Annotated in this window: 11 protein-coding genes, 13 tRNA genes and 1 pseudogene; 21 read left to right on the top strand and 4 right to left on the bottom strand. The window is 44.2% G+C overall.

The features are described from left to right. Positions 1-50: 50 nt before the first annotated feature. From GK047_RS28760 to GK047_RS28830, 15 genes are all read left to right on the top strand, one after another. Positions 51-126 (top strand) — tRNA-Val (locus GK047_RS28760). Between the two features lie 9 nt (positions 127-135). Next, positions 136-209: transfer RNA gene (locus tag GK047_RS28765), tRNA-Met, on the top strand. 32 nt (positions 210-241) lie between these two features. Next, positions 242-318: transfer RNA gene (locus tag GK047_RS28770), tRNA-Asp, on the top strand. A 24-nt stretch (positions 319-342) separates the two neighbouring features. Then, a tRNA-Phe gene (locus GK047_RS28775) sits at positions 343-418 on the top strand. Between the two features lie 13 nt (positions 419-431). After that, a tRNA-Thr gene (locus GK047_RS28780) sits at positions 432-504 on the top strand. A 9-nt stretch (positions 505-513) separates the two neighbouring features. Continuing rightward, a tRNA-Gln gene (locus GK047_RS28785) sits at positions 514-585 on the top strand. A 9-nt stretch (positions 586-594) separates the two neighbouring features. Next, a tRNA-Lys gene (locus tag GK047_RS28790) sits at positions 595-670 on the top strand. Between the two features lie 19 nt (positions 671-689). Further along, positions 690-769 (top strand) — tRNA-Leu (locus GK047_RS28795). 50 nt (positions 770-819) lie between these two features. After that, a tRNA-Gly gene (locus tag GK047_RS28800) sits at positions 820-894 on the top strand. 97 nt (positions 895-991) lie between these two features. Continuing rightward, positions 992-1,077, top strand: a tRNA-Leu gene (locus GK047_RS28805). Between the two features lie 11 nt (positions 1,078-1,088). Next, positions 1,089-1,165 (top strand) — tRNA-Arg (locus GK047_RS28810). Between the two features lie 24 nt (positions 1,166-1,189). Then, positions 1,190-1,263, top strand: a tRNA-Pro gene (locus GK047_RS28815). Between the two features lie 7 nt (positions 1,264-1,270). Beyond that, positions 1,271-1,341 (top strand) — tRNA-Gly (locus tag GK047_RS28820). 282 nt (positions 1,342-1,623) lie between these two features. Next, positions 1,624-2,259 carry a spore coat protein gene (locus GK047_RS28825; RefSeq protein WP_163954171.1) on the top strand — a complete coding sequence of 212 codons (636 nt, stop codon included), beginning with the start codon at positions 1,624-1,626 and terminating at the stop codon, positions 2,257-2,259. 145 nt (positions 2,260-2,404) lie between these two features. Further along, positions 2,405-3,694 (top strand): amino acid permease, encoded by a 1,290-nt coding sequence (locus GK047_RS28830; protein WP_240344355.1) that lies wholly within the window; start codon positions 2,405-2,407, stop codon positions 3,692-3,694. A gap of 8 nt (positions 3,695-3,702) precedes the next feature. On the opposite strand, the gene GK047_RS28835 is transcribed toward GK047_RS28830, so the two are convergent. From GK047_RS28835 to GK047_RS28850, 4 genes are all read right to left on the bottom strand, one after another. After that, positions 3,703-4,479 carry a YqcI/YcgG family protein gene (locus GK047_RS28835; RefSeq protein ID WP_163954175.1) on the bottom strand — a complete coding sequence of 259 codons (777 nt, stop codon included), beginning with the start codon at positions 4,477-4,479 and terminating at the stop codon, positions 3,703-3,705. A 68-nt stretch (positions 4,480-4,547) separates the two neighbouring features. Further along, positions 4,548-5,174, bottom strand: a complete 627-nt coding sequence (locus GK047_RS28840) for a LysE family transporter (protein ID WP_163954177.1) — start codon at positions 5,172-5,174, stop codon at positions 4,548-4,550. A gap of 72 nt (positions 5,175-5,246) precedes the next feature. Beyond that, positions 5,247-5,834, bottom strand: a complete 588-nt coding sequence (locus GK047_RS28845) for a DUF1989 domain-containing protein (protein ID WP_346010408.1) — start codon at positions 5,832-5,834, stop codon at positions 5,247-5,249. A gap of 189 nt (positions 5,835-6,023) precedes the next feature. After that, a complete protein-coding gene (locus GK047_RS28850) occupies positions 6,024-6,488 on the bottom strand; it encodes a hypothetical protein (protein ID WP_163954180.1) in 465 nt (154 codons plus the stop codon). Between the two features lie 244 nt (positions 6,489-6,732). Here GK047_RS28850 and tenA point away from each other — a divergent pair, with 244 nt between their 5' ends. From tenA to GK047_RS28875, 6 genes and pseudogenes are all read left to right on the top strand, one after another. Further along, entirely contained in the window at positions 6,733-7,413 is a 681-nt protein-coding gene (gene tenA / locus GK047_RS28855) for a thiaminase II (RefSeq protein ID WP_163954182.1), read from the top strand. 29 nt (positions 7,414-7,442) lie between these two features. Next, a complete protein-coding gene (locus tag GK047_RS28860) occupies positions 7,443-9,548 on the top strand; it encodes a stalk domain-containing protein (protein ID WP_163954183.1) in 2,106 nt (701 codons plus the stop codon). 58 nt (positions 9,549-9,606) lie between these two features. Further along, complete coding sequence (locus GK047_RS28865; protein ID WP_163954185.1) at positions 9,607-11,307, top strand: molecular chaperone HscC; 1,701 nt, start codon at positions 9,607-9,609, stop codon at positions 11,305-11,307. Next, positions 11,307-11,451: pseudogene (locus GK047_RS30815) on the top strand (DnaJ domain-containing protein); the annotation flags it as partial. The gene GK047_RS28865 and the pseudogene GK047_RS30815, both read left to right, overlap by 1 nt. Before the next feature lie 626 nt (positions 11,452-12,077). Next, positions 12,078-13,232, top strand: coding sequence for a tetratricopeptide repeat protein (locus GK047_RS30820; RefSeq protein WP_481856071.1), 1,155 nt, complete (start codon positions 12,078-12,080; stop codon positions 13,230-13,232). Positions 13,233-13,257: 25 nt separating this feature from the next. Beyond that, positions 13,258-13,947, top strand: coding sequence for a DUF1266 domain-containing protein (locus tag GK047_RS28875; protein ID WP_163954188.1), 690 nt, complete (start codon positions 13,258-13,260; stop codon positions 13,945-13,947). Positions 13,948-14,331 lie beyond the last annotated feature (384 nt).

Here is a 14,331-nt window from a genome sequence, read left to right on the forward strand (position 1 = left end):
GGAGGTAACAGGGGTTCGAGTCCCCTACGGGTCACCATTTATACTCCTATGGAGGCTTAGCTCAGCTGGGAGAGCATCTGCCTTACAAGCAGAGGGTCGGCGGTTCGATCCCGTCAGCCTCCACCATAATTTTATCGCGGGGTGGAGCAGCCCGGTAGCTCGTCGGGCTCATAACCCGAAGGCCGCAGGTTCGAATCCTGCCCCCGCAACTAACCTCTTAGCAGAGGGAACTACTTCGTGTGGAGCCGTGGTGTAGAGGCCTAACATGCCTGCCTGTCACGCAGGAGACCGCGGGTTCGAATCCCGTCGGCTCCGCCATTTTTTTGAAAATAAATCATGCAGGGCTTGGTAGCTCAGTCGGTAGAGCAGAGGACTGAAAATCCTCGTGTCGGCGGTTCGATTCCGTCCCAAGCCACCATGAATATGGATACGCCGTTGTAGCTCAACTGGTAGAGCAACTGACTTGTAATCAGTAGGTTGGGGGTTCAAGTCCTCTCGACGGCATGCTTCTATTGGGGATTAGCCAAGCGGTAAGGCAACGGACTTTGACTCCGTCATGCCAAGGTTCAAATCCTTGATCCCCAGTACTTTCATGAGTCATTAGCTCAGTTGGTAGAGCACCTGACTTTTAATCAGGGTGTCGTAGGTTCGAATCCTACATGACTCACCATTTGCCTTATTAACAGTATGCGCGTATGGCGGAATTGGCAGACGCACTAGACTTAGGATCTAGCGGGTGACCGTGGGGGTTCAAGTCCCTCTACGCGCATCAAAACTCCATAGAGTAATCATTTATGTGCATTACTTTATGGGACCCATGCGGAAGTGGCTCAGTGGTAGAGCATCGCCTTGCCAAGGCGAGGGTCGCGGGTTCGAACCCCGTCTTCCGCTCCATCTTACTTAGGCGCTATAGCCAAGTAGTAAGGCAGAGCTCTGCAAAAGCTTTACCCCCAGTTCGAATCGGGGGGAGCGTAATTACTGCTGAAAGCAAGCCGGAGTGGCGGAATCGGCAGACGCACAGGACTTAAAATCCTGCGATAGGTGACTATCGTACCGGTTCAAGTCCGGTCTTCGGCATTACCCATTAAGCGCCCTTAGCTCAGCTGGATAGAGTATTTGACTACGAATCAAAAGGTCGGGAGTTCGAATCTCTCAGGGCGCGCCATTTAAAAAAAGATTGAAACATGATCGGGACGTAGCTCAGCTTGGTAGAGCACCTGCTTTGGGAGCAGGGGGTCGCATGTTCAAATCGTGTCGTCCCGATATTTATGCGGGTGTAGTTCAATGGTAGAACTTCAGCCTTCCAAGCTGGTAGCGTGGGTTCGATTCCCATCACCCGCTTTCCGCATGACAAACAATGAAAGCCTTGTGCATCAAGGCTTTTTTGCTTTTTATACACAGCAGGTGAATGCGCAGAATGTCATGAGACAACGAATGAACGAATGATTCAGGTAAAAACGTTTGCCTCACAGATATGAAAAAGCCATTATTAGGGACTATACGATTCGCGTTGGATACATTGCTTGTATTCGCATCGTCCTTCTTCAGTCTCATGCATAATTCGACCTCAATAAATTCATATTAACGAAGTCACGCTATCCCACACTTAAAGGAGACTTCGAGATGCAGCAGCAAACTCAATCCAGTAATCAAACACAAGTCACACCGAATTTGAATCATGGAGGCCACGAGCTTTTTGATTTGCACGAGGTGCTATCCTGTACAATTAATGTGCTGGACCAGTTCATGATCTTTAGACAGTTTGTACAAGATAGTGAGCTTTTGGATATTCTCGATCGCCAATACAATTTTACACTTGCTCAGTACAACCTGACGGCGGAATGCTTCACAACGGGTCAAAAGCCGAGCCAAGAAACGTCTACGTACATGATTAAAGACGTGACGCAACCGATCTACGGTATTAAACCGAGTCAACCGAAAAAACCGAATCAATCCCTAGCAGATGTGAAGGATGCAGGAATTAGCGGACACATGATAGGTCTGATTAAAACCCATGCCTCGCTGCTTACAATGACTTCTGTAGAAGTTACGAATCCTGTGGTTCGTCGCGTGTTGGCTTCCCAAGTACAGAACTTTATCGAAATGGCTTATGAAATTTTCTTATATCAAAATAAACATGCCTATTACCAAGTCCCTCAATTAGAAGCTTCGGATATGCAAAAGATGTTGAATACATTCGTACCAGCAACTGGAACGCCGCAATTACCAGCCAATAACAAAGCAGCTACCGTTCACTAACAGCTAAGAGAACCCAGCCTAGGCCAATCAGCCGATGCTGGGTTTTTGCTTGTCCTGTGTCCATAGTTTGGGGATAAAAATCAGCTTTGATGCAAACAGTACTAGGGATATGGAGGCGAAAGCGCTGGGTACTTCACAAAGCAAAATGCCTTGGTGGCAATTAACTTTATTTGGGATTGGCTGCACAATCGGGACAGGGTTCTTTCTCGGTTCTAATATAGCGATTCAGAAAAGCGGATATTTGGTGCTGCTTGTTTTTTTGTTGGCCGCGTTAGCAACCCTTTTTGTATATGAGGCATTAGCTCAAATGACTGCGCATCATCCTGAAAAGGGATCATTTCGAACGTATGCCAAAAAAGCCTATGGCCGGTGGGCAGGCTTTAGCCTAGGATGGGTGTATTGGTCCGCGGAAATGCTCATTTTAGGAAGCTCTCTGACGGCGATAGGGCTATTTACACAATTCTGGCTTCCTAGTATCCCACTCTGGCTTATGGCTGCTAGTTACTCGGCACTTGCTCTTCTCGTCGTTATTCTGGGTTCCCAAGGGATTAACAAAGCTGAAAATTTGTTTGCTATTGTCAAAATTGCCGCTGTCATGACGTTCATTATCGTAGCTGGAATTGCTCTCTTCAAAGGCGCAAGCGGGGGGATGTCCGTTCAGAGAAGCGCGCTACAATGGTATGGAACTGGCTGGCTAGGTGCATGGAAGGGGCTGCTCTATGCATTTTATGCTTTCAGTGGTATTGAGGTCATGGGGTTCATGGCGATGAATTTAAGTAATCCCAAAGAAGCGCCTTTGGCTGGTCGGATGCTGCTGCTTGTCGTTACGGCATTATACGTATTTTCAATCGGCTTAGCGCTTCTCTTTATTGTCAAAGATCGAATGACTCCTGACCAAAGCCCGATGCTGCTCTCTCTGGAGGCCATGGGATTACCTGTTTTAGTACATATCATGAATGGTGTGTTCATTATCTCGGGGTTCTCAATTCTTGTTGCTTCGCTTTATGCAGTATCCACCATACTAGTTGCTCTGTCGGAGGATGGGGACGCTCCTAGGCGGCTTGCCGATAAGAAAGGGAAGAGACAGCTGCCACTGTATGCACTCGGTGTTAATGCGATTGGTTTATTCATGTCGATCATGCTGGCTTTGGCTATGCTTAAACATTTATTTGAACATCTTACGACTGCAGGTGGCTTGGTTCTTTTGTATACATGGCTGTTTATTCTTGCTTCCTATCTCAAGCTGTTTAAGCCAGGAGCAGGCGGTCTGGTGAAATCCTGGTTAGCGATTCTCCTCATTGTGACAGCCGTGACGGGAACGCTCATGGAGAAAACCGGGAGGCCCGGTTTCTGGGCAAGCCTACTAATCGTTATCCTCATTTTGCTAATTACAAGATGGATGCAGCATAATTGGGCACATGAGGAGTCGGCTTAGCCAGGCCTTTACGATTTATGAAAATGCACGCCAAGGGCTTTGAATTTGTTCTTCATATAAGTAAATGGACACTTGGACGGTACGCTTTCATCATCTCGCAGGAAATATTGCTGCCATTCTTGGTTGTCCTCTTGCCCGTACCATTTTAGAGATGGATGTGCTGGAACGCCGTCATAATCAACTAATTTTTTGCGAATGATCTTCTTCATATTCCGCCCAAATGGGGTAGAGTCATTAACCTCCTCGAAAACCCAGCGTGGCTGAAACGCCAGAAGGAAACAGGGGAATTGTCGGCTCTTACGAACTTCGTGTGCAGGTGTTCCACAAAAGGTGAAGTAAGGATGCCCGTCATAGCAGAATTCCCAGGATGGGTGAGAAGGGTCTGTAGAGATATGTTCAGGCCAAGGGATCTGATCAATTGCACTAACACGGCTGAGGACAGACCAAAATAGCTGCTCGTAATCGGCTATGGAAAATGTCTTCGTAAGCTCTTCCGATGTTTTGAAAAAAACAACGAGCGAGGCATACTTCCCTGTTTGGCGCGAACAGTCGCCGTACTGCTGTAAGAGGTGTGCAACGTCTAGGACAGCTTGCTCGGATCTTGGATCTTCGGCGAAGCCGAATCGTAGGTTATCAGAAAGGAAACCCTGGCGTCCCGGTACACAAGGATACGTATTTCCCGGATCGGCAATCATATTTCGAAATTGACGAAAGGCATTCTGTTGCCATTTTGGCAGATCGCCTAGATGATCATAGAGCCAGCCTTTGGTTTTCAATTCTGCCATGAGAAAGCCCTCCTTCATCATACGGAGCATACTATGCGAAGGAGGGGAGATGGGTGAATGCCCAAAGGTTAGCTAGTTAGCTGCACAAATGCCTGATAGCCGAAGTAGAGACCGAAGCCAACAAGGGAGAGGCCAGCTAAAGCTGAAATGGTTTGTAAAGTGGCGTGATTCCCGAACTTGTGGAAGGAACTGGCCAGCGCTGCCATAACAAAATCCCATAACAGGATGCCTGCAAAAATACCCAAACTATGCCACAGCACCTGGGTGACACCATGATTTTGCACACTTTCAGCAAGTATCGAGCCGTATATGCCGAGCCAAAACAAAATGTTAAGCGGATTCATAAGCGCCATCAGAAATCCGGAGCGGAATGAGCTGACCCCCGATTGAACCTCTCGTGTGCCGACCTCAGGCATTTGTTTCAGATTCTTTAACGTTTCAACCCCCGTATAAATGAGTACAAAGCACCCAAACACCCAAAGAAATGTTTTCATAAACGGTGTGCTTAAGAAGTGCGCCAAACCAAAATAAATTAACAGCATGTACAGCAAATCGGCGAACATCGCCCCGAGTCCAATCAACCAGGCATGCGTAAAGCCGAAACGGGCTCCCTTATCGAGCTGAGCGGCATTAATGGGACCGATGGGGGCTGATAACGATATGCCTAGAAACATATAGGTGAAAAATGCATGCATCGACATCGCTCCTTGAACATCAAATCACTTGTACAAGTGAATTTATGCAAGGACTCCTTCTATTAGAATGAGTTACATGATTTCGACCTTAATTGATGTACACTTGTATCCATTACAGGTGCTTTCCTCACAGGGACAAGCAGATATAGCGGCGATAAGGTCCATTTCGGCACGTAGTTCTATGTAGTCTCCCTGTTTGGACAGAGGTTTTTCTACACTTATTTGTCCAGAAGGCTCGATGACTGTGTTCATAAACAAGTTAAACGGATAATGTTGATCAGGCGCAGGGATGTGGAAGGCATCAAGCGCTTTATTTAAGTTTTGATAGCAGCTTGCGTGATTCTGCTTATTGTACAGGACCTCATACATCTCAGGACGGCAGGCGGAATTAATTAAATCGTGTCGACCTACGGTATCGGCCATCACGGTGAGGAGAGGGCGATATTTATTGGAATAGATCAGATCACCGGGCTTTACGCTAATCGCATGCAGAGCATCCATCGTAACGCTGGGATCTAAACGCTCGCTGGTATCATCGGCACGATAGGCTACAAAGTCGGCAACCTGCTCACCTTCGACATCGCTTACTCTGACGACTTGTCCTTGCGCTAGTTTGAAGCCCAAGCCTTGGGTTGCGGGAATCAGCCATTTTTGCTTGATCATTCGTTTCCTCCCATAGATGCATAGGTAACAGCTCCTTTAACAGTATGGCTTTTGGGTGGTGGTGTCATGCAAGCGGATGATAGGCAGGGAGGGGGCGGAGTAGGTACAGGTGCAAGGGGCTGTCATGAATGAAAAAAAGGGCCTGGACTTGTTAGCCAGCACCCGTCAGGAGGTTTACTTGTAACCTCAATAGTCTTTGCGATTATTTATGTAGGCGGATACGTGCCATAGATTACTGCTGTCATAAAATTTGAAATAATTGCCTACGGGTTGATTCAATCCATACACGGAACCCGTTAATGAACTAGCAACCAGCGTGTAATTTTTATAGATATCAAAGGTTCCGTTAATCTGACTAGCTGTGCTTGAAGTGAATGTCTTCAAGCGGAATTCATAGTGGTTACCGCCAGCATCGACAATTGCATTGAAGAATCCTGTATTACCAGAGCTAAGAGGGACTTCTGTCCAGCTGATAATCGCGTTGCCGGCTGTTGGTGTGTACCAAGTTCCATTATCCTCCAAGGCCAGAGGCGTTTGAGACCAGATGCTGTGAACATAATTCGTTGGCGCGGCTGTAGCTGAGAACGTTGTAAGGCCTACTACAAGTGCCACCAATAAAACAACGCTCAAGATTCGTTTTTTAAATTTCATCACTTCATCTCCTTTAGGTTAAGAGTTACGATTGGCATCGCAGTGATACATAAATATGAGAGTACACGTAAAAAATGACAGCGAATATTGCAGAAATAATGAATGGCGTATTCTTTTTAAACATTACGCTAAACAGATATACTAATTCGGTCGATATTGGTATTATTAATTGCATTAACTACATGCAAAAAGGTAGCTTTAAATGATCAAGGAAAACGACAAACGTGCATAAAGGAGACTGGGCATGTCATTTACACAGCATTTGATTCGCACCTATCAAGAGGCTTGGAGCCAGACCAAATTACACCCGTTTGTACAAGAAATTGGTCAAGGTACTCTAGATCGAAGTAAATTTCGTTTCTATATGATTCAGGATTACTTGTATTTAATTGATTATGCGAAGCTGTTTGCTTTGGGAGTGGTGAAAGCAACTGATTTGCAAACAATGAGCGAGTTCGCAGCACTGCTTCACTCTACCCTGCATGAGGAAATGGGACTACACCGATCATATGCCGCCCAATTCGGCATTTCAGAGGAAGAGCTAGAGCAGGCGGAACCTTCTCCCATCACATTAGCGTACTCACACTACATGCTGCATGCTGCGCAGAACGGCTCGTTGGCCGAACTAACAGCGGCACTTTTACCTTGTATGTGGAGCTACTGGGAGATTGGCTGCATGCTTAAGGAAATACCTGGGGCAGATGAGCACGCAGACTATGGAGAATGGGTGCGCATGTATAGTTCCGATGAGTTTGGCGCGCTGGCACAGTGGTGTATTGGCTTAATGGATCGTTTGGCGGAAGGGAAGTCGGGCGCTGATCTCGCTAGGTTGGAGACGATCTTCCTGAATACGACACGCTATGAAACAATGTTTTGGGAGATGGCCTATGAAGGGCAAATGTGGCCGGAGTCTTGTAAGATATAGTATACAATTGGACAAGGGAGCTGGATAAAATGAACGTTATGAAAATTCAAGTTTACTACATCGCAGTATGCATCCTAGTGGTGACGCTATTATTTCCCGCTCAGACTCAAGCAGCCTCCACGGGAGCAAATATCGAAGACCCCGTTCTCGAGCAAGCGATCCGCGACGAATTAAAGCTTAGTGCCGATCAAACACTGGATTTCAACACTATGGAAAAGCTTACTTCCCTTTTTCCTCAAGGCAAACGGAAGATTAAGAGCTTGAAAGGTTTGGAGATGGCTTACAATCTTACACGGTTGTATTTGCCCAATCAAGAGATTACCGACATAACGCCGCTTAGTGATTTATATCAACTGGATTTTCTTGCTTTGAATGATAATCAGATTACTAATATTTGTCCTATATCAAGTCTGACGAGATTACAGAAGTTAATCATTAGTGGAAATCAAATTGAAGATGTTAGCTGTTTCAAGCAATTAACCTCTCTCACAGACTTGCTTGCAGGAAAAAATAAAATCAAAGATGTTACCTCACTTTCTAAATCGAAGATTAAATGGCTGGATGTTTCCGGAAATATGGTATCTGATATTTCTTCGACAACCACGATGAAGGAGCTGCGCAATCTCTACGTGGATCAGGGGAATTTGAATGAGAAATCTAAGCAATTGCTAGAACAGCTTAAACAGTCTGGAATTGCTGTAAATCAAAATTCAAAGAATGTGGATAACAACTCAGGAATTACCGTTTTAGTAAATGGGGATAGAGTGCTGTTCGATCAATCTCCTAGGGTTGAAGAGGGAACGACTCTCGTTCAATTTCGACCACTATTTGAAAAGCTAGGCTTTACTATCCAATGGGATGACAATACGAAGACCATTCAAGCACATAAAGAGGGAGTGCGCCTCAGCTTGCAGGTGGATAACGAACACGCTAGCTTAAATGGTTCTCCATATGTATTACCCATTGCGCCCATAAATGTCGAGGGAAATATTTTTGTTCCGATTCGTTTTGTAGGAGAAGCTTCAAAGTATGAGGTGACTTGGGAAAAGTCGACGAAGACGATCTACCTCATGACTGATCATGATGTAGTTAGTCCTGATGGGAAGTCTCAATTGAAGCTAAGTGGCAAATGGTTTGATAAAACACCTCCTAGCGATGAATTACAAATATTTACTGTGAGCGGCGACAATACCATCATGTCCATAACAGAGCCTGACGCTGATTTATCTCAGTTTGAGTCGCTTGCGGTCTATGAGAAATCCATCATAGATTCGCTGGAGTCACAAATCAAAGATTACAGTCAAGGCATCGAGATGAAGATTAATGGATTGGATGCAAGTCAATTTTCTTATACATATATTTCTCCAAAAGGAACTCACTATACCTATGTCCAAACCCTAATTAAAGGAAAGTACAGTTTTTTTAGAGTTATTTTATTAACAACGGATAAGATGAACGCTGAGGTTAATCAAGAATATCAGAACATCCTCCAGAGTTTTCAAGAAATTAAAACGGCCTCTCAATTAAATCAAGAGAAGATCAGTAAGCTGACGCCTAAAGAGTATGTATTAGATATTGCCCATTTCTATCGCAAATTAGGTTTCTTTCAGAAGGATAAGAGTTTATCAGATCAACGCTTTGATGATAAGTTCCTTGAGTTCTATCAAGGATATGCAAATAAGGATAGGGATCCGTTTGACACGAAGAAGGCATTCAATGAATTTGCGGATCTTTATGTTTTGCAACAGGACAAGGATCGTGTCTGGATGGAGAATACGGAAGTTGAGGTAGGACAGGGGAAGGACGTTTATGTCCAAATGTTAAAAGAATGGAGCGCAATCTCTCGGGGTTCGTTTCTCCCTACAGGCATCGTGGAAACATGGGATGCAGATGAGGAAAGCGTAGCGCTCACCTTCACGTTAAATGGACAGAAGCAAACGATACACCCTGCGTACACGAACGATTATATAGATACTGACATCTTGTTCGAGCTTAATGAAATGATGAAGGAAACGGGGCATCAGTTTGCTGAAGTTTACACGGATCACGGTGAGTCGTTTGTTACCGTGTTGACGGAAGAAGAGAAGGCAAAAATGGCGCAGGAGCGATTTATCGATTTTTACTCCTATGACTAGTTGAAACAGTTAAATAAAAAAAGATCATTTTGATTTTATCGAAACGGGGAAAACAGACATGACAACGATAGGAATTGATTTAGGGACAACGAATAGTCTTGTTGCCTATTGGAGCGATAACGGTCCCTTCATTATACCGAATGTGCTCGGCGAAAATCTTACACCTTCAGTAATCAGCGTGGATGAGAACGGAGAAATTCTTGTTGGACAAATTGCCCAAGAGCGGCTCATTACACATCCGCATGTAACAGCGGCTACATTTAAACGCTATATGGGGACAGAAAAAATTATTCAGTTAGGAAAATATTCATTTTTGCCCGAAGAGCTTTCATCATTCGTGATTAAATCCTTAAAGGCAGATGCCGAAGCATTCTTGGGGCATCCCGTGTCGGAAGCCGTTATAAGCGTTCCCGCATATTTTAATGATACCCAGCGCAAAGCGACGAAGCGCTCTGCCGAATTGGCTGGGCTCAAAGTGGAGCGGTTAATCAGCGAGCCAACGGCTGCTGCACTTTCCTATGGTCTTCATCAGAAGGAAGCGGAAACGAAATTTCTCGTATTTGACTTGGGTGGTGGAACCTTTGATATTTCTATCATGGAATTATTCGAAGGCGTTATGGAGGTTAAATCTATCGCCGGTGATAACTTTCTTGGGGGAGAGGACTTTACCCATCTACTTGTATCCTATTTCATCGAATCGCAGGGCATCAATATGCAGGCACTTGATAATAAAGCGCGTTCTGCGCTTATTAAGCAGGCGGAGCTTTGTAAACGTGCGCTGGGTCAAAACAATGTTGGGGAAATGAGTTTTGAACACGACTCTAAAATGTATCAGATTAGTCTGGATCGGGCTGATTTCGAGAAGCTATCGCACCAGCTTTTGCTTCGTTTGCGCCAGCCGATTGAACGCGCGTTGAGAGACGCAGCACTCTCTTCAGAAGACCTTGACTCTATCATTCTTATTGGCGGCGCCACGCGAATGCCCGTCATCAAATCAGTCGTCGGTAAAATGTTCGGACGGCTCCCCTACATCCATATTAATCCTGATGAAGCCGTTGCCTTGGGCACTGCCGTTCAGGTTGCCTTGAAAGAACGCAATGAAGCTGTGCAAGAAATCATTTTAACGGATGTGTGTCCGTATTCACTTGGTACTTCTATCACGGAAACCTTGGGGCACGGGAAGTTTGAATCAGGGTACTTCTTTCCTATCATAGAGCGCAACACACCGATTCCGGTCAGTAGAGTTGAACGGCTTTATACAATTGCGGATGGTCAGACGGCTATTCTTCTGGATATTTATCAAGGAGAAAGCCGCCGCGTAGAAAATAATATCAAGTTAGGGGAGCTTCGGATTCCCATCCCTGCCGCTCCCGCAGGCGAGCAGTCGATCGATGTGCGCTACACCTACGATATAAACGGAATATTAGAGGTTGAAGTTGTTACCGTGACAACGGGGTTGAAAAACAAAACGATTATCGAAAAGAACCCGGGAACGCTTACTCAGCAAGAAATCGAGGAACGATTAGATAGACTCAAAGAGATAAAAATCCATCCTCGAGAACGAACCGAATACAGATTGCTGCTTGCCAAGGGTGAGCGTCTTTATGAGGAATCCCTCAGTGATAAGCGCGTGGAGATTGCAAAATTGTTGCAGCGATTCGAAAGTATGCTCGCCTCGCAGAATGAGAACGACATAAAAAAAGCCGCACAAGAGCTCAAAAAAGAGTTGTCGCGTTTGGAGAGGTGGCATGACCAGTGATGACATGTTGGATCATACTGGGCATCGAGCCTACAACAGATATCTCGACGATAAAAAAAGCTTACGCCAAGAAGCTTAAAATTTACCATCCAGAGGATGATCCTGAAGGCTATCAAAAGTTAAGGGAAGCCTATGAAACCGCACGAAAACGAGCTGAGCGCTTCACAGAAATGCCAGAGAAGAGTAGCCAAGAATTAGATCATTCACCAGTCGATCTTGATCTACCGCAAGGTATGCCCAACATTGAGTTTGAAGCAGATATGATTGAGAAGGATCAGGAAGAAAAATACACGCCGCCTCCGCTTCCTGCTGAATTTATAAATGATTTCAAAGAAAATTTACCAACGATTGAACAAAAGATTGATGATTTTATCAATCAATTTGAGTCCATGTACCATTCCTTCTTCGATCGGATTGATATTGAAAAGTGGAAAGGCTTATTGAATTCTGATGTGCTATGGCAGGTAGGTTATAAAAAGACTCTGAACGATAAAGTATTAAAATTTTTACAAAACCATCATCACCTCCCCAGGCATGTTTGGCTGCTTCTTGAAAGCAACTTTAATTGGCGAGAAGAGAAAGAATATTTGTATGCTCGGTTCCCTGAACCCTTCATCACTTATATGTTTAGACAGATGGATCAAATTTGGGAGCTTCGCTATAGTTATTTCAAAGTATTCGAGGGAGTTAACTATGAAGCATTTCTAGATTACCGCGAGCAGGCTTTTTTCGCACTAATCGATAACGATTTGGAGCAAGTGAAACGCTGTATGGCCGAGGCGTATGCGATTTATCCGGACGATCCAGACTTACTTCGGATAAAGGGCGAGTATTATTTGCGTATCGGTGATAAAGATGGCGCTCTTGCTGCTTTTAACCACGCGATACGAATTCATCCGGATGATTATGACAGTTATCTGTACCGTGCTCGGATTTTATATGATAAGACCCAAATATCCTCTGCAATTAGTGATTGCGAGTATATCCTTTTAGGCTTGCCTGATCATATCCATGCGCGTTGTTTATTGGCCAAATGTTATATGAAACTTGGTGATAGAGAAAAGGCCAGAGAACAGTTTTCACAGGTTTTACAACGGAATCCTTTTGATATTGAAGCAAAAGCTTACCTGGCGCAAATTCATACTGATATAGTGGCTGAAATTAAAAAGAAGCCCGAGGGTTATCATAAGGCTGAGATGAACCGTCTATATGGGCAACTAGGGAAGCGGAGCCCAATTGACACTACGAAAGCGGTATTGCTTGTCTTGTTCAAAAGAACCTGGATATACTTGGCTTTCATTATCATTTGTCATCTCATCCTACATGCTTTGTTTGTGGGGGAAACAGGCCAAACACCAAATGATTTTATTACCCATTATCTGAAAACAAAAGTAAACACCGTTAAAATTGAAACATTAGAGCAACTGAAGGGGCGGCCGCCTGGAAGTATGATTCAAGTTAATCTATCTAATGCACGATGTTTAGATATGTATGAAGATACAAGAACGAATAGTAGGGGAGAGACTAGGAAGGTATATATTAGTTTTGATGAAGCAGAAGAAGAAGGCTTGTATGATGTTAACTTTGGTTATGTATGCATGGGGCAACTGGACGATAAAACGGTGATGTTTATTGGAAAAGTCGATTATTGGTCTAAAGTATTATGGGAGCCCGACATACAGGTAAGAGGTAAAATAACTTCTTTAGAGACTCAAGAACTTGCTAATGTAGTAATTGATGAGATGGAACCTATTTTATCTTTGGATGGCCTTATGGCCAATCAATATATAGATGCTAGAGAGGATACTAGAAACTCGTTTGAAGGAGTACCTAAGCTGCTGATCATTTTCATTTTACTGTTAATAGTTTTCTATGTGTATTTGATCCGAGAGCTCAGAAGAGTTTACAGAGCGGTAAAGTTGTAACGTAAGGGGGAAGGGACTGAATGCTATGAGTACATTAAGAGGCAAGGAATTAAAAAAGTTAAAGCTCTATATGCGATCTCTATCAGCAGTTTGCTTAAAGGGAAACCTGGCGTATTATTTTACGTTGTATGCATACGGGGGACTTAGAGAAAAGTTTGTGGGCAGGAGACTCATAACGAGCACGTTAGAAGAAGGATGGCGTATAGGCGACGCCCAATCCTTGAAGCATAACCTTGGATGGCTGCTGGAGGGTGGAAGCAGACACGAGTTTAATAAGATGCGTTATCTTCTTTCCGCGCTGTCAGATGCAGATCGAGTGAAGTATATTGAGTCGCAGTCCAAAGAGAATGAAAGTTATGCGAAGCTGTGCATAGTAAATTATTATATGAATAAATTGCCTGCTGATGGGATAGCTGCATTTGATTACGCTTGGTATATCTATTTATGTCGCGCTGGCAGGACATTGGGTTATTTATCTGAACATGAGTCACAGCAACGAATGATCTATGTTGCACAACGTATACAACAATCCTATTCAGGTTGGAATGAATACATAGCCGCATACGTATGCGGTGGCCAATTCGTTGCAAAGGATAATACGTTCGCTTTCGCTAAAAAAAATGAAGCTTATCTAACAAAGCTTTTTGCTGCCGAGCGTAGTCCTCTCCGGCAACTTGATTGGGATATGCAGTTACCTACTTTGTCGCGTATTTAAAATATCAAAAGTCACTCGTGACGGAGAGTACGAGTGACTTTTATTTAATCTACAATTGTTTGCTTGCATTACAATTTTATCTGTGTTATATTATGACTCCTGTCCCAAACGGGCAGGTAACAAATGCTTTTGTGAGATCTGAACGTGTTGATTATCTTCACGAATGGATCGAAAAAAAGAACTTGAAAAAAAAGGACTTGCAAAAGAAATTTGAACATGGTATATTACATCTCGCTGCTTCGGAAACAACGGCGGCGAACGAAAGAAATTGATCTTTGAAAACTGAACAACGAGTGAAAGAAGCACGGTCGAGCAATCGACCAAAAAAGAGATGCAAATCTCGCTAGCAACGCAAATGAGCAATTAAGCTTTCAAATAGGTTTA

The sequence above is a fragment of the Paenibacillus sp. SYP-B3998 genome, assembly GCF_010820665.1.
GTDB lineage: Bacteria > Bacillota > Bacilli > Paenibacillales > NBRC-103111 > Paenibacillus_E.